Source organism: Hyphomicrobium sp. DY-1 (genome assembly GCF_047497105.1).
Classification (GTDB): domain Bacteria; phylum Pseudomonadota; class Alphaproteobacteria; order Rhizobiales; family Hyphomicrobiaceae; genus Hyphomicrobium_B.
The window spans coordinates 1730245-1746489 of the sequence record NZ_CP134870.1 but is presented as its reverse complement, the minus strand read 5'-3'; the positions used below and the strand labels follow the sequence as shown (position 1 = coordinate 1746489).

At 59.7% G+C, this 16245-nt stretch carries 12 protein-coding genes and 1 tRNA gene; 7 read left to right on the top strand and 6 right to left on the bottom strand.

Annotation, left to right across the window (positions count from 1 at the left end):
• Positions 1-2 precede the first annotated feature (2 nt).
• Together RLW41_RS08235 and RLW41_RS08230 are read right to left on the bottom strand one after the other, a co-directional pair.
• Positions 3-935: a thermonuclease family protein gene (locus tag RLW41_RS08235; protein ID WP_414464174.1), complete on the bottom strand. Its 933-nt coding sequence runs from the start codon at positions 933-935 to the stop codon at positions 3-5.
• Between the two features lie 108 nt (positions 936-1043).
• A complete protein-coding gene (locus RLW41_RS08230; RefSeq protein WP_409561379.1) occupies positions 1044-1733 on the bottom strand; it encodes an outer membrane protein in 690 nt (229 codons plus the stop codon).
• 516 nt (positions 1734-2249) lie between these two features.
• Here RLW41_RS08230 and RLW41_RS08225 point away from each other — a divergent pair.
• The 7 genes from RLW41_RS08225 to RLW41_RS08195 all read left to right on the top strand — a co-directional run bounded on the left by RLW41_RS08225 (position 2250) and on the right by RLW41_RS08195 (position 10624).
• Positions 2250-2326 (top strand) — tRNA-Arg (locus tag RLW41_RS08225).
• Positions 2327-2392: 66 nt separating this feature from the next.
• Positions 2393-3016: a response regulator transcription factor gene (locus tag RLW41_RS08220; protein WP_409561378.1), complete on the top strand. Its 624-nt coding sequence runs from the start codon at positions 2393-2395 to the stop codon at positions 3014-3016.
• Between the two features lie 239 nt (positions 3017-3255).
• On the top strand, positions 3256-4476 hold the full coding sequence (locus RLW41_RS08215) for an aminotransferase class V-fold PLP-dependent enzyme (RefSeq protein WP_013949995.1): 1221 nt from the start codon (positions 3256-3258) through the stop codon (positions 4474-4476).
• A gap of 103 nt (positions 4477-4579) precedes the next feature.
• Positions 4580-5536: an HpcH/HpaI aldolase/citrate lyase family protein gene (locus tag RLW41_RS08210; RefSeq protein WP_414464173.1), complete on the top strand. Its 957-nt coding sequence runs from the start codon at positions 4580-4582 to the stop codon at positions 5534-5536.
• 44 nt (positions 5537-5580) lie between these two features.
• Positions 5581-6747: a malate--CoA ligase subunit beta gene (locus tag RLW41_RS08205; protein WP_013949993.1), complete on the top strand. Its 1167-nt coding sequence runs from the start codon at positions 5581-5583 to the stop codon at positions 6745-6747.
• 18 nt (positions 6748-6765) lie between these two features.
• Positions 6766-7665, top strand: a complete 900-nt coding sequence (gene sucD / locus RLW41_RS08200; RefSeq protein ID WP_024274917.1) for a succinate--CoA ligase subunit alpha — start codon at positions 6766-6768, stop codon at positions 7663-7665.
• A 109-nt stretch (positions 7666-7774) separates the two neighbouring features.
• Positions 7775-10624, top strand: coding sequence for a phosphoenolpyruvate carboxylase (locus RLW41_RS08195; protein WP_414464172.1), 2850 nt, complete (start codon positions 7775-7777; stop codon positions 10622-10624).
• 56 nt (positions 10625-10680) lie between these two features.
• On the opposite strand, the gene prmB is transcribed toward RLW41_RS08195, so the two are convergent.
• The 4 genes from prmB to RLW41_RS08175 form a co-directional block, all read right to left on the bottom strand.
• Positions 10681-11598: a 50S ribosomal protein L3 N(5)-glutamine methyltransferase gene (gene prmB, locus RLW41_RS08190; RefSeq protein ID WP_414464171.1), complete on the bottom strand. Its 918-nt coding sequence runs from the start codon at positions 11596-11598 to the stop codon at positions 10681-10683.
• Positions 11599-11622: 24 nt separating this feature from the next.
• The gene (locus RLW41_RS08185) at positions 11623-12723 is read right to left on the bottom strand and encodes a fatty acid desaturase (protein WP_414464580.1); all 1101 of its coding nucleotides are present in this window, start codon (positions 12721-12723) and stop codon (positions 11623-11625) included.
• A 244-nt stretch (positions 12724-12967) separates the two neighbouring features.
• The gene (locus RLW41_RS08180; protein ID WP_414464170.1) at positions 12968-14332 is read right to left on the bottom strand and encodes a DUF2541 domain-containing protein; all 1365 of its coding nucleotides are present in this window, start codon (positions 14330-14332) and stop codon (positions 12968-12970) included.
• 709 nt (positions 14333-15041) lie between these two features.
• The gene (locus RLW41_RS08175) at positions 15042-16205 is read right to left on the bottom strand and encodes a thermonuclease family protein (RefSeq protein WP_409561373.1); all 1164 of its coding nucleotides are present in this window, start codon (positions 16203-16205) and stop codon (positions 15042-15044) included.
• Between the last annotated feature and the right edge of the window lie 40 nt (positions 16206-16245).

Sequence of the window (16245 nt, the reverse complement as noted above, 5' to 3'; positions counted from 1 at the left end):
CTTCAAAGAGACTTCAGGTTTACAGTGCTCGGTTCCGCACCTTCCGGCGGGGCCGGGCGCGCCTCTTTTGGGGCCTCTGTCTGCGAAGCTGCCGCATCGTCTGCCGCTTCAAGCTGAGACGGATCGGCGATATCGATCAGCGGGCCGTTGCGCCGTTCGATCCAGCCGCGCACGACGACGGTGGTGTTTGCCAGCGCATCGAGTGAGCGATCGAAGTCCGGATTGGCGGCAAGAACTTTCTTGTCGATCCGCGCCGTGAAGTCGCTTCGCCAGTCATTGCTGAAATTCAGATACGTCGCGCTCTTCGTCCGCCCGACGGAAACGACCGTTCCCCCAACGCGCTCGTATTTGCCGCGCCGTTTCATGATCTCGCCCGGCCGATCGGCAGTGAGCGTGCGATAGACGCCGTTTTGCCAAAGCCCCAGGCGCCGCGTCCGCGCATAGGCCTCATTGGCGACGAGTTCGTGCGTGCACGCAAAGCTTTCCGGCAATCCGTAAGCGCGTGCAAAACCGCCGCGCAACAGTGCGCCCTGTACCCAGTCTTCCCGGCCCCGGTCGATAACGAATACCTGCGCCAGCTCGCGGCCATAACGATCGAGGCGGCGGCCTGCAAACGCCAGCTTCACGCGCTTTGCCAGCACGAGATCCGATAACGCTTTGACCGTATCGGCTTCGGGTGGCCACGCGCCCTGAGCGGCGTCTGCGTCGCGCGCTCTCGGCGCCAACGCCCCTATCAATCTCACGGCCTTGCCGTCATCAAGAATGAGCGTCTCGCCGTCAATCACTCTGGTGACGGTTCGGATGGGGCCTGGCTCAAGCGTGCACGGCGGCGGAGCCTTCGCCTCTTCGGCCGCGGCGCCAAGCGGAGCGAAAAGCCCCACAGCGCCGATCAATCCTGCCCACCATCTCCCCGCCATGACACAAAGAGAGATCACACGCGCCCTTGTTCGCCAAGAGCGGATTGGCGTTGCGCACGACGAGACAAGATAAGTTTATGAGGAACCGGTCAGCCGGCCCATCTGAGAGGTATGCGGTCCCGAAACTCAGAAGCGATGAACAAAGCCGAAGCTGAATTTGTCCATGGTGGCGCTTACGTCATTGTAACCGGACGGCAGAGAATCAAAGCCCTCGTCAGAGAATTCGACCCGTTTGTATTCGAAACGCAGACTGTTGCTGTCGCTCCAAAGATATTCGATGCCGCCGCCTGCGGTCCAACCGGAGAGCATATTCGTATCGCTGGTGCCAAGACCGCCGTTCCGCACTTCCAAATTGGCAAACGCATAACCGCCAGTGGCGTAGATCAAAGTGCGATCGAACAGAAGAAAACCGGCCCGCGCGCCGACCGATCCGTCGAAGTCGGCATGCGCTTTGAAGCCCGAGATCCCGTCTACCCGAGAGCTGTCGCCATAGAGGAAATCGTAGCTCAAATCCGCGGTCGGTCCGAAAATGATGTTGCCAAAACGGAAGTCATAACCGCCCGACGCGCCGAGCGTGATGCCATCAGCGCTGCCGAGCCGATTAAACGACATGGTGTTATAGCCGATCGACGGTTTCCAGTAGAAACCCTCCCACGATGAGGCGAGCGGCTTCTCGGCATAGTTGGGAACGACGAGGTTATAGGGGTAGTCCATGCTGCCGATGGGTTTCACCTCTTCGGGAAGGCTCTGAGCCATTGCGCCGCCCGCGGGCAACAGAATGGTCGACAAGGCCAGCGCGAACAGTGACTTTTTCATCGGAGCATTCCCTCGCGTCATGACCACTTCCCAACGTCAGCCAGGAGGTCCGATTTTCCAGGTTGTGCGTCAACCGGAATGCTTCGGATATCCCGCCCATAAAACAGATGACGTTGAGTTTTCTTCCCCACCTTCGGCCAGCGTGCTGTCCGCGGCCATTCCACGTCGCACTGTCGGCCACGTTAAGCATTTTGAGAAGTAGGCAATTTGAAACATTTCGTATCTTGTTTCAAAGCGTTGCCCTTAAGCCCCTCGCGGCACCATGACTCGCTGGCCATCTCTGGCTGTCGATAGGGAGCAGCCATTTGCAACCAAAAGTAGCTGATGTGAAATTCGAGCACGCAAGGCTTTTGGGAAGGTGATCTAATTCGACGACGTCCGTCACGAAGGAATCGCGCCAAAGGTATCCTCCAATGAGCCGCGCTTGACCTCCGCCAGCGCTGACCGCATAGCTCTTGGCACCCGCCGCAGGGCCGGGAAATCGAACTGACGAAGTGCGGCCGCAAGGCCAGGGCCGGCCCCGTAGCTCAGCTGGATAGAGCAACGGTTTCCTAAACCGTAGGTCGCAGGTTCAAATCCTGCCGGGGTCGCCAATCGCGAGGCAGGGCTGCGGACGCCTTCAGGGGTGCCGTCGCGGATTTAAGGAGAGCATCGCGGGAATGGCGGCCAAGATCGAGGTCACGATCGCCGATCAAAATCCGGTCGTACGCGCAGGTCTCGACGCGCTGATTGAGCGTGACGGGCGCTTTACCGTATGCGGTGTGCACCCGACGGGTGAATCGTTGCTCAACGCTCTTAAGACAAAGCCGGTCGAGATCGCCGTCGTCGGCTGGACATTGCCGGACATGACCGGCGGAGCCGTGCTTCAGCGTATCAAGCAAGAGAAGTGGCAGACCCGAATCATCATCTACACGGGCGAGCGTTCCAACGAGGTGCTACGGCAAGCCATCAAAGGCGGTGCCTGGGGCTTCGTCTCTAAGACCGAAGATCCGCAGGTTCTGCTCGAAGCTGTCGTTTCGGTCGCGCGTGGCCGCTTGTCGCTGCCGTATGTCGATATTGATCTTTTGAACCATGACCCGCTCGAAGGTCTGACGGCGCGCGAGCGTGAGTTGCTTGCTGCACTTGCGAACGGCTGGACCAACTTGCAGATCGCGGCGCGCACCGGCATTTCGCGCAACACGGTGAAATACCATCTGAAAAATTTGTACGACAAATTGGGCGTTTCGAATCGCGCCATGGCTGTTGCACTGCATGTCTCCGTTAACCGTTCGGAGCAGCAATAACGCTGTCGCAAAAAGGCGCTGAATTGCAGCACCAAAGCACGACGAGGTGGGTAGCTCATCCTGCCCAACAGGGTGTTGATAGATTTCCGTTCCCACCGTCACTGTCCGCCTGCTAGTTAAGATTTGACGCCCGCAACTGCGATCGGGCGGAAGGATCAGCAAAAGCAATGCCGGAACGTCTCCCCTGCTGCGTCGGGGATCGTCGGCTTGGCACAACGCAGCGTGGAGGAGCGCTTCATATGAATTTGATTACGCCACATCTCTTCATTCCCGGCCCGACCACGATTCCGGATGCCGTGCGGATGGCCATGAACGTTCCGATGGAGGACATGCGTTCTCCGGAATTCCCGAAGTTCACGCTTCCGATCTTCGAGGACTTGAAGAAGGTCTTCAAGATGAAGGACGGCCGCGTTTTTATTTTCCCGTCGTCGGGCACCGGCGCTTGGGAATCGGCGATCGAGAACACGCTGGCCCCTGGCGACAAAGTTCTGATGAGCCGCTTCGGTCAGTTCTCGCTGCTCTGGGTCGATATGGCTGAGCGTCTCGGCCTCAAGGTCGAGCTGTGCGACGAAGAGTGGGGTACGGGCGTGCCGCTCGAAAAGTACGCCGATATCCTCGCTAAGGATAAGAACCACGAGATCAAGGCTGTCTTCGCCACGCACAACGAAACTGCGACGGGCGTGACGTCCGATATCGCCGGCGTTCGCAAGGCGCTCGACGCTGCAAAGCACCCCGCACTTCTCTTCGTTGACGGCGTTTCTTCGGTTGGCTCGCTTGAGATGCGCATGGGCGAATGGGGCGTCGACTGCTGCGTCTCCGGTTCGCAGAAGGGCTTCATGCTTCCGACCGGTCTCGGCATCCTCGCCGTCAGCCAGAAGGCACTCGACGTCAACAAGAGCGTCAACGGCCGCATGAACCGTTGCTTCTTCTCTTGGGAAGACATGATCAAGACCAACGATCTTGGCTACTTCCCCTACACGCCGGCCACGCAGCTCATTCGCGGTCTGCGCGCTTCGCTCGATCTGATCCTCGCTGAAGGCATCGACAACGTCGTCGCTCGCCATCACCGCATGGCGTCAGGCGTTCGCGCCGCTGTTGACGCTTGGGGCCTGAAGCTCTGCGCCAAGGAGCCGAAGTGGCATTCGGACACAGTGTCAGCGATCCTCGTTCCGGAAGGTGCTGATGCGAACGCTGTCCTGAAGACGGCTTACTATCGCTACAACACCTCGCTCGGAACCGGCCTCAACAAGGTCGCTGGCAAGGTGTTCCGCATCGGCCACCTCGGTGCCGTCGATGAGTTCATGGTCGGTGGTGTTCTCTTCGCTGTCGAAATGGCGCTCAAAGACTCTGGCATCAACATCAAGCTCGGCTCGGGCACGGGCGCTGCCGCGGAGTACTTCTCCAAGACCGCGACGAAGTCAGCGACGAGTGTGACGCCGGCTCAGGCCAAGGCTGCCTAACAAATTAAAAGCGCCTGGCTTCGGTTGAGGCCGGGCGCTCTTTCCCATTCGTTTTGCGATCGAAACAAAAACACGTTCTCAAATCTAGGAAGGCAACCTCCCAATGAGCTTCTCGCAGTTCCCGCTCCGCAAACAGAGATTGCAGCGTTCATACCTCGCGGTTCCGGGCTCCAACCCGAGCATGATCGACCGCGCCATCAAGAGCGCCGCCGACTATGTCTTCCTCGATTGCGAAGACGCCGTTGCGCCGCCCGAAAAAGAGCAGGCCCGTAAGAACATCATCCAGGCGCTGAACGATCTCGATTGGAAGGGCGCCGGCAAGAGCGTCTCGGTCCGTATCAACGGCCTCGACACCCACTACATGTATCGCGACGTCGTCGATATTTGCGAGCAGGCTGGCGCCAAGCTCGACACGATCCTCATCCCGAAGGTTGGCGTTCCTGCTGACGTCTACACGGTTGAATGCATCGTCAGTCAGATCGAAGTCGCCAAGGGCCTGAAGAAGCAGATCGGCACCGAGGCGCTCATCGAAACGCCGCTCGGCATGGCCAACGTCGAAGCCATTGCTTCTGCTCCGAGTCGTCTGGAATCGATGCACTTCGGTGTGGCCGATTACTCCGCCTTCAACAAGGCGCGCACCGTCGTCATCGGCGGCTTGAACCCCGATTATCCGGGCGATCAGTGGCACTTCCCGCTGTCGCGCATGACCGTTGCCTGTCGCGCTTACGGTCTTCGTCCGATCGACGGACCGTTCGGCGGCATCGACGATCCGGAAGGCTACAAGGCGGCAGCGCGCCGCGGCGCGGCTCTCGGCATGGAAGGCAAGTGGGCCATCCATCCCTCGCAGATCGAACTCGCGAACGAGATCTATTCGCCGACGGCCAAGGAAGTCGAGCGCGCTGAGCGCATTCTCGTCGCTCTGAAGGAAGCCGAAGCCCAGGGTAAGGGCGCCGCTTCTCTCGACGGCAAGATGATCGACGCAGCCTCGGAAAAGATGGCGCGTAACCTGCTCGTCACGGCTGCCGCGATCAAAGCCGCAGAAGCTGCGCGCGCGAAATAAAAAAACAGCCAGGAAACGTCGAACAATCCTAAGGAGGTCCAATAATGGACATTCACGAATACCAGGCGAAAGAGCTTCTTACGAAGTTTGGCGTGCCGATCCCCCGCGGTGGATTGGCGTATTCTCCTGAGCAGGCGACCTACCGCGCGAGCGAGCTTGGTCACCCCGTTGTCGTCAAGGCCCAGATCCATTCTGGCGCCCGCGGCAAGGCGGGCGGCGTCAAGCTCTGCCGCAACGAACGGGAGATCGAGGAAGCAGCCGAGTCGATGCTCGGTCGCAAGCTCGTCACCACCCAGACGGGACCGGCCGGCAAGCTGGTCTCGCGCCTCTACATCGAAGAAGCGACGAACATCGACCGCGAAATCTACCTCGGCTTCGTGATGGACCGCGCGGCGGAGCGCATCGTCGTCGTCGCGTCGGCAGCGGGCGGCATGGATATCGAAGAGATCTCTGCAACCCAGCCCGATACCATTATCCGCGTGCAGGTCGATCCGGCCGTCGGCATGCAGCAGTTCCAGGCGCGCGAGATCGCGTTTGGCCTCGGCGTTGATCCCGAAATCGTCAACAAGATCGTGCCTGCGATCATGGGCGCTTACCGCGCTTTCCGCGACCTCGACGCGATGATGGTTGAGATCAACCCCCTCGTCATCACCAAGGAAAAGCAGGTTCTCGCGCTCGACGCTAAGATGTCGTTTGACGAGAACGCGCTGTTCCGCCGTCCGCACATCGCCGAGCTGCGCGACAAGAGCCAGGAAGATCCTCGCGAGACGTACGCGTCCGACCGCGGCCTGTCTTACGTCGGTCTCGACGGCGACATCGGCTGCATCGTCAACGGCGCCGGTCTCGCGATGGCAACGCTCGATATGATCAAGCTCGCAGGTGGCGAACCGGCGAACTTCCTCGACATCGGCGGAGGTGCCTCGCCCGAACGCGTGACGAAATCGTTCCGCGCCGTGCTTCGCGACAAGAACGTGCGTGCCATCCTTGTCAACGTCTTCGCCGGCATCAACCGCTGCGACTGGGTTGCAAAGGGCGTCGTCGATGCCGTGAAGGAATTGAACATCACAATGCCGATTGTTGTTCGCCTCGCCGGAACGAACGTCGAGGAAGGCCGTAAGATCATCGACACCAGCGGCCTCACCGTCATCAGCGCAGAAACGCTGGCGGAAGCGGCGAAAAAGGCTGTCGAAGCAACGAAAAAAGCGGCCTAAATCCGGAGAAACGCACCAATGGCAATCTTTATCAATGAAAAGACGCCGATCCTGATCCAGGGCTTCACCGGACGTATCGGCACCTTTCACGCTCAGGAAATGATTGACTACGGCTCCAACGTCGTCGGCGGCGTGACGCCCGGCAAGGGTGGCACGTCTCACCTCGGCCGCCCGGTGTTCAACACCGTCAAGGGCGCGGTCGATGAGACCGGCGCTGAAGCTTCTATCGTCTTCGTGCCGCCGCCGTTTGCGGCCGACGCGATCATGGAAGCAGCCGACGCCGGCATCAAATACTGCGTCTGCATCACGGACGGCATTCCGGCTCAGGACATGATCCGCGTGAAGCGCTACATGCGCCGCTACAAGAAAGAAAGCCGCATGGTTCTGACCGGCCCGAACTGCGCCGGTACGATCTCGCCAGGCAAGGCGATGCTCGGCATCATGCCGGGTCACATCTACCTGCCGGGCCGCGTCGGCATCGTTGGCCGCTCGGGCACGCTCGGTTACGAGGCGGCGGAACAGCTGAAAGCGCTCGGCATCGGCGTCTCGACGTCGGTCGGCATCGGCGGCGATCCGATCAACGGTTCATCGCACCGTGACGTTCTTGAAGCTTTCGAGGCGGATCCGGAGACCGACGCCGTTCTGATGATCGGCGAAATCGGCGGCCCGCAGGAAGCCGAAGCCGGCATGTTCGCCAAAGAGCACATGAAGAAGCCCGTGATCGCCTACATCGCTGGCTTGTCGGCGCCGAAGGGCCGTCGCATGGGCCACGCCGGCGCCATCGTCTCGGCATTCGGTGAATCGGCCGCTGAAAAGGTCGAGATCCTGAAGGGCTGCGGCGTCACGATTGCGCCGACGCCGTCGGAAATGGGTTCAACCGTTGCCCAGGTCCTCGGTCAGGTCCGCAAGGTAGCTTAAGTTTGGTTCGGCCGGAGCGTGCGTGTTTTGCCTCCGGCCGTCCACTTCGCTACACTATGAATCTTCATGAGAATTCTGTCCCGCACGATGGGACATGGAGCCTTTGGTGATGCAGGATACGACGCCCGCTGTTGGCTCGAACAAGCTCGACGAAATCGAGCTGATCAATCAGCTGAAGCGTCTTAGAGCGCAAATTCCGGACAACCCTTCGCTCAACCCGATTTTGAACGTCGCGTTCGACATGTCGCGGCGTCTTGAGGCGGGCGAAGTGTCGTTTGACGAGATGAAGGGCCTCGCGTGCCGCCTGATGGATCGCGCCTTCGTTCGCCGCGCTCGCGGTTTGCGCGATAAGGTCGGTTACGTCGATCAGGCGACCACGCTGAAAGACTTCACGGCCTACGTCGAAAAAACGGCAACCGAGTCCGGCAACAATCTCAAAGCGTTTGAAGAGCGTTGGTCGCGTGCCCGCACCGGCATCGTTCTGACCGCCCATCCGACGTTCGGCCTTGCCGACGCGCTCTACCGGCGCATGGTCGATATCGCGGTTTCCGATCCAACGTCCGACGTCACGATCGGCTTGCCGCATCGCCCCGAAGATAAGCTGACGCTCCATCACGAGCACAAGTGCGCCCAGGATGCGATCCGCAACCTGCGCAACGCATACGAAGAGCTGCTGCACGGCTTCTATAGCGTTGCCTCGCAGAAGTTCGGTGACGCGGCGTTCAAAGTGCGCCCGAGGCTGACGACGTTTGCGTCGTGGGTCGGCTACGATCTCGACGGCCGCACCGACATCACCTGGACGTTCTCGTTTGAAACCCGCCTTCGCGAAAAGCGCGCCGCCTTGGCCGATATCCGCGAACGCTTCGTCGTCCTGAAGCACAAGCTCGAAAGCGGTGACGCCGCACAGCGCGTCGCCCGCCAGATCGTCGGTAAGCTCGATCTCGGCATCGCTGCCGTCGATGAGCAATTGAAGGCGCTCGAAAGCTTCGCCAACAACACCGAAGGCCTCGCCAAGGCCGCTAACGTCATGACAAAGACGGACGGCTACAACCTGCTGACGGTCGAGGCGCTACAGGCTCTCTTCAACAATCTGATCGATGCGGTCCAGGCGCCGCAGATGAAGCGCGCCACAGCCGCGCTCGCCGGTCTCGTCGAGGCAACCGGTCTCGGCATGTCGCATATCCACCTGCGCATCAATGCCCTGCAGCTCCACAACGCATTCCGCGCCTACGTGCACGAGCCGTGGACGCGCGACCTGACCGAAAGCCAGTCGCTGAAGCGCATTGTCGAGATGATCAAGAACACGCCGCGCGAGACGGTCAACTTTGCGACGCTCGATCTCGAAACCGCGACTGCGATCCGCCAGTTTGCGCTTACCGCGCAGATCATGAAGCACGTCGATAAGGAAACGCCGATCCGCTTCCTCATCGCCGAATGCGAGTCGCCTGCAACGGTTTTGATTGCTGTGTTCTTCGCCAAGCTGTTCGGCGTCGACCACATCACCGATATCTCTCCGCTTTTCGAAACTCCGACGGGTCTTGAGAACGGCGCACGCATCATGGAGCGCCTCATCGAAGAAGAGGCCTACCGCGAGTACGTGATCGGCCGAAAGCGGATCAGCATTCAAACTGGCTTCTCCGACGCTGGCCGCTTCATCGGACAGATCTCGGCGACTCTGGCCGTCGAACGCTACTACAAGGCGCTGGCCGCGATCGTCGACGCCGCCAAGCTCGAAGGCATCGAGACGCTGCTCTTTTCGACCCACGGCGAGTCGATGGGCCGCGGCGCGCACCCCGGCACGCTTTACCGTCGTCTGCACTACGTGATGACGAACGAAGCACGCCGCCGGTTCGGCGCTGCCAACATTCCGGTGAAGCACGAGACGAGCTTCCAGGGCGGCGACGGCTACGTCTTCTTCGGCAACCGCGCTTTGACGACCCGCGCTCTCGCAACCATCGTGATGGACGGCGATATCCCGCCTGCCGAAAAGGATCCGTTCTATTCGGCGCAGGATTTCAGCTTCGACTTCTTCCTCCGCCTGCGAGGCTTCCAGCAGGACTTGTTCGCGCACGACGGTTACCGTGCCGTACTCGGCGCATTTGGTCCAAACTTGTTGTTCAAGACGGGCTCTCGTCCCGTGAAGCGCCAAGGCGACCACGCGTCAGACCGCGGCAACCCGGCGCGCATGCGCGCCATCCCGAACAACGCCATTCTTCAGCAGTTCGGCTATATCGCTAACGTCGTTGCCGGTCTCGGCACCGCCGTCGGCGTCGATCGCGACCGCTTCTATAAACTCGCGAAGAAGTCCAAACGATTGCAGTCTCTGCTCGCAATGATCGCTCACGGCAAGACGATGTCGAGCCTCAATGCCATGGCGGCGAACGCTCAAGTGTTCAATGCGGGCCTGTGGGCGTCGCGTGCCTCATGGGGCCGCGAGGAAGCGCTAAACAGTGCGTTCCGCACCTTGGCGACGCATCTGCTGCCCGACGATCGTTATGGCGACGTCTCCGAACTCGTCCATTTGCTGCGTTTGGATGCTATCGACCTTCACGCCATCCTTGCCGACTTGAACATTGAAGACGGCATGGTGCCCGACGAGAACCGGCTCGAGCTCGATCTCCTGCAGGCAATCCGCCTCGCGCTGATCATGCGCATCTTCATCTTGGCGGCGCAGCTTCCGCGCTTCGCTCCGCAAGACGGGCTGTCGCATACGCAGGTGCTCGAGATGGCTTTGAGCCTCGAAATTCCCGAAGTACTAAGCATTCTGCGCAAGGCGTTCCCGCACGACGAAAAAGACGTAACGGCCAAATCGTTCGACGAACAGGCGAGTTACCGTCCGCGCGGCATCGACGACTACGCGCGATTGGAAACGGAAATCCTAACTCCTATGGAGATCTCTTACGAATTCATTCGTGAGATCGGCACCGGCATTTCGCACCACTTCGGCGCTTTCGGCTGAGGAGTATGGTCTGTTCGCGGGCGGGACGCTGGCTTTTGCCACGACCGTCCGCGAAGTCATTTGGCGTCTTTTAGATCGTCGGCAAAAAGCGCGAAAACTTCGGCCTTGCTGGTCTCGGTATCGAGCCAAAGGAATGGCAGGTCCGGCCTCGATGCCTCGAGGGTGGTCTGACCGTCGCCGATCTCAACGACGATGCCGCCGCCTGGCGCCAGCCGTCTCGACGCGTCGTGCAGAATACGATGCACGAGATCCATGCCGTCCACGCCGCCGAGATGCGCCAATGTCGGCTCCGCCTGATATTCCGGCGGAAACGCAGCAACGGCGTCGGCAGTTACGTAGGGCGGATTGGATATGATGAGGTCATACGTTCCGGCCGGCAGATCATCGAACAAATCCGACTTGAACGTGCGGATGCGATTCTCAAGCCCGTAATCGCTTATATTCCGCTGCGCCACCGCGAGCGCGTCCTCTGAAACGTCGGCGGCATCGAACTTGGCGTTCGGAAACGCTTCTGCCGCGAGAATGGCAAGACAACCCGATCCGGTGCAAAGATCGAGCACGCGCGTCACGGCCATCGGATCGGGAACGATTGCCGCCAATTGATCTTCGACCAGCAGTTCGCCGATGAACGACCTCGGCACGATCACGCGTTCATCGACGTAGAATTTTCGCCCCTGGATGTAGGCCGCATGCGTCAGGTAAGCCGCTGGCTTACGCGTATCGACGCGCTCTGCAATGAGCGAGGCGATGCTTTGGCGCTCGTCCGTCGTCAGCCGGCAATCGAGCCATGGGTTGACGTCGTCAATTGGTAGATCGAGCTGCGATAGAATAAGAAATGCGGCCTCGTCGACGGCATTGGATGTACCGTGCCCATAGACGAGATGCGCTCGGCTCATATGGGTCACGGCATAGCGCAGCCAGTCACGAATAGTGACGAGATCATCAATCGGCGCTCGCGCGGGGGCTGTCGTCATGGCAATGCGCGAACGCAATAATCTTTAGGCAGTTGCTGGAAGTTCGTCGAAGCCGATGAGGCGGCGCTGGTCTTCGTCCCAGAGCTTCAATCGCGTGCATCGAAGGCTCTCACGCAGCGTCATCCGATTGATCGATTTCAACTCCGGGCTTGCATCAAGGCAAGCGAAAAGCCGGTAGTTCGGAATCATGCTGTTAAGGTGATGGATATGATGCAGCCCGATATTGCCCGTGAACCAGTTCAGGACTTTCGGGAGATCGTAATAGGACGAACCGAGCAGCGCCGCGACTTGGAAATCCCAGCCTTCGGCAGTGTCCCACGTCGTCTCTTCGAACTGATGTTGGATGAAGAACAGCCAGCCGCCCGTCGCGGCCGCAATATGCAGCACCGGTAGGCCCACCCAGAGCACGTTAGCGACGCCGAAGAAGTAGCAGAGCGGCGCGTAGAGCGCGACGAGCCCCACGTTCAGCGCTAAGACGCTTTTCCAGGCATCACGCGGCGGCAAGGCATGGAACCACGGCAGTCGCTGTATGATAACGAAATAGGCTGGCACTCCCAGCCCAAACAAAAACAGCGGATGCCGATAAAGCTTGTAGTGCAGCTTCCGAAGCTTCGAAAGCTTCACGTATTCGTTCACCGTCATGGTATTGATATCGCCGGCACCGCGGCGATCGAGATTCCCGGACGTCGCGTGATGCTGCGCATGCTCCCGGCGCCACAGGCCGTAAGGCGCGAGCGTCAGCACGCTCATGGCGCGTCCGACGAAATCGTTGAGAGGTCGCGACGCAAAGAATGACCCGTGGCCGCAATCGTGCTGGATGATAAAGGCCCGGACCAGAAGCCCGGCAGCAGGAACGGCAAGCAGCAGCGTCGCCCAATAGGCATGTTCGACGGTCGCGAACATCACGCCGATGATCAACACCAGCGGCACGATGGTCGTCAGCAGCTGCTGGATCGCAAGCCTCGGCACTGAACCGCGATACTTCTGGCAATGCGCGGCAAGGCGGCGGACGCGCTGTTTCTGCGTCTCCGGTAATGTCTTTGCGGCGGATGATGGAGCTAGTCTCGGATCGCGGGTGAAGACGTCGGCACGACTGTCGGCCTGCAGCGGCTGCTTGAGGCTCACGTTCAAAGCTTGGTCCCCCAATAGTGGAATCGACGGCCGGCCACAGGTAGCGTCGCGTAGCATATTCGTCGCACTTCGCGAAACGCTGTTGACGGAGTTTGCTGCGGGATAATCGGTCGATCCGATACGATTCCTGCGCAAAACCCTCAGTATTCTTCGGTCCGCGCGCATTGGTGCGAAAAAAAGAGGGCCGGATTGTGCCCGGCCCTCATGATTCTCCATCTACCGGCTATTCGCGCGAAGCCTAGTAATGTTGGCCCCAGATTTCGACGATGGCCGAACCTTTGCCTTTCGCGGACGAGTCGAAGAAACGCGACCGGTACTTGGCTTCGATATGGTCGATCGGGTGGCGGCGGCCCATCCTGAGATCGATCGGTCCGAACGTGCCGCCTGCGTCGACACGCGTGCGGATCGGAATGGTCTCGTCCTGGCCATCGGCGTAGACGACTTTGACCTCGTTAAGCGTAATAGCGCGGTCGCGGACCGTGACCCGCAGGCGTCTGAAGCCGCCTTCGTTGCTGCCGACTGGAATGATGTCCTTATCGAAGCCGATGAAGCCTGCCGTCTGAGCGCCGAGGAGCACCCAGCCCTGGTTATATTTGCGGCCTTCGCCCTTCGGTCCGAGCCAACCCGGCGCGTAACGGCCGAAGACTTCGATCCGCGCTTGCCCGTTGAAGTTCGGCCGCGAGCGATAGACGAGCTGGATCTCCTTGATGAAACGGTCGCCTCTGAGGTCTATCCAATTCGTCCGGGAGTTTTTCGGAATGTCGGCATTGATCGCCAGCGTATCGCTTTCCCCGTTCGCATAGACGATCTTCATCTCTTTGATGTGAATGTCGTTATCGAGGACACGCAGGCGAATCTTGGAAAACTTGCCTATTTCCGGTCCAATCCGTATGACGTCGCGGTCCGTTAGGAAGCCCACGTACTGCGCCCCAAAGAGAACGTCACCGCCCGCTGTTGGTTGGCCTGGTGTCGATGGGGACGCGACCGGAACCGTAGGGCGCACCGTGATATCGTTGTTCGATATCGCCCGGCTGGGCTGTCTGCTGCTGTAGTCAGCGCCGCCGCGATCCATTCCGCGGCCTTCGCGATCCTGAATTCCGATGATCTGCAGTCGCCCGCGGCCATAGCCGGGGACCTGTTCGATCTTGATCTGATCGATGAACTTGTTTTCGTAGGTCGGATTGATAGGCCGGCTGCGCTCGCCCCAATACATGTCGATCTGGCGGTCTTCGTTCCACACCGAACCGTCGCTGTAGACGATCTGGACGCGCCGGACGTCGAAAAGTTTGCCCATGGCATTCTTGATGCGAATGCCTTTGTAGGCGCCTTTAGCTTGCCGCACATCGATCGTATATCGGTCGAGAGACAGGTCGACGTCGGTTTCGGCAATGAGAATAAGCTGATCGCCACGGCGATAATGATACCGGTGCCGGTGGCGATGATGCCGATGGCGCCACGATTGAGCTTCGGCGACTGTCGTAGTGCTGATGAGGCCGGCAACACCCGCCCCAGCTCCGACGAAAGTGACTGTTCCAACGCCGCTTACACCTGCGGCGCCTGTGGCCATGATGGCGCACAGCCCCAGTACCAGTCTGCGCAACATAAACTTGAACCCCTCTGGTTACTAACGCCCGTGCCCCTGCAACGGCGGCACTTTAGCGGCAGCGTTTCAAAACCGGGAGCGTTCACGCCAACGTTTGGCTGTTCAGAAAAAACGATGGTGTGAATCTGCAACACAGACTTCTGACTGTCCTGTCCGAGACTTGTGCGAGCTAAAGAAGAATCGGAATTCGGTTGCTGTATGAACGTTTGCACACCGATTTATTTTGCCAGTGTAAAGACCATTAGCCGGGCTTCTGCAGCGGACGGCGGTTAAGAGACATCTGGCCGTTTCCTCGCCCGCCTCTTTTGGTAGCCCAGAGAACTTCCGGTTGCAGGCTCGCGAGCTGTGGTACCGAGGTGGCTGATAAAAGACGACGCTATCGTGCGCTTTTCCTAGTTCATTAGCGTTTCAAGTTTGATGCTGCCACAGCACAGGCGACTTTCCGCAAAGGAAACTTTGTTAGTTTATCGGGAGTTCAGCCGTTGCCTCTACGCATCACGGAACGGCAAACTAGGTACATCTTGACGACAAAAAAAAGAATCACATGCCTCTGGTTCTTGATCTTTCTGCCACCTTTGGCTGTATAATCCGTGTAGATCTTTCGCGCCGTTCCAAGACCCCAATAGCGTGAAGGTCGGTTTGCAACCCGCAGTCTCCCCCGGCTGCGGGATTTTTTTGCCGGGCAGCGTTCAACGCCAATACTGGCAGTTCAAGATTTATCCCATGGCGCGAAGCCCGCAGCTTTCGCCTCGTCTTCGCTGCAGAACCACCTCTCGCCGCGTGCGGTCCGCACACGCGCCTTGGCATAGGCATCCGACCAGGGCAGGGCGTAGATCTTCGCCGATGCCCTAATGACACCCTTGATCGGGCAGCCGTCGGGCGCGTCGCGTTTGGCCGCCTCCCAGGTCTGGTTGCGCCAGTCTTGCGGTCTAAGAACTTCACCCTGCCAGATGCCGCGCTTGGCCTCGCGTGCGCCGCCTTCGTCGCTGCTGAGCGAGCCGAAGAACGATTTATCCGTCGCGAAAACGTAGCCGTCCCGCACCAGCATCGTCGCGACGTCCTGCGAACCATCGATCACGCAGCTTGCAAGCGTTCGTCCGCTATCGTCCTGGCCCGACGATGAGCACGTCACCTTATGACCGCGGACGATCCTGTTGAGGCCTAAACGGGCGGCGGAAGCGCAATTCCAGCGTCGGCCGTTGGCCCGATGGCAGGGCTGCGCTGCCGCCGGCGCTTCAATGCCAGCGAGGCGCACGAGGGTCCCATCGACTCGCATCGTATCGCCCGTCAGCGCGGCTGCCGTACCTGAGATTTCATTCGAAATGGTGACTTGGTGCGAAGCATCGATCGAGCCGGTCGAGATATTGAGATCCGACGTGCCGATGCCATCGGCGCTTCTCAGCATCGGGCCGCCGACGTAGATGAGCAGCAGAAACAGCCCCGCGCTGATGAGGTGATGCGCCTTGATCGGCGATTTTCGTGCTATGTCCGGCATCAGTTTGAGCTTGTCGCGTGCAGCATCAGCAGGAATGCGGATCGCACTACGCAGTGGCGTCAAAAGTGCGCGCGCTGCGTCCTTCAAAACGCTCCAGCCGAATGAGACCCAGCGAACAATGCCCCAGAAGATCGCAATTGCGACGTCGGCGATGGCATGTCCGATGAACGCCAGCACGCGCATGACGCCGCTTTTGGCAGCGAACGCCCCGGCTCGTCCGGCATCGACACCCGCGTCGGCTACGTTCTTGACCTTCTCGATGGCGGCAACGCGCGCATCTTCAATCCGGCGTTGACGGTCGGCCCGGCGAACGAGAATGGTCGTCCGCACGTATTCCTTCCATTCAAAGCCTTCACTGCGCCTGCGCCACCCGAACATCGAGCGCACCTCCTCGAGCATGAATCGATTTAAGCATTTT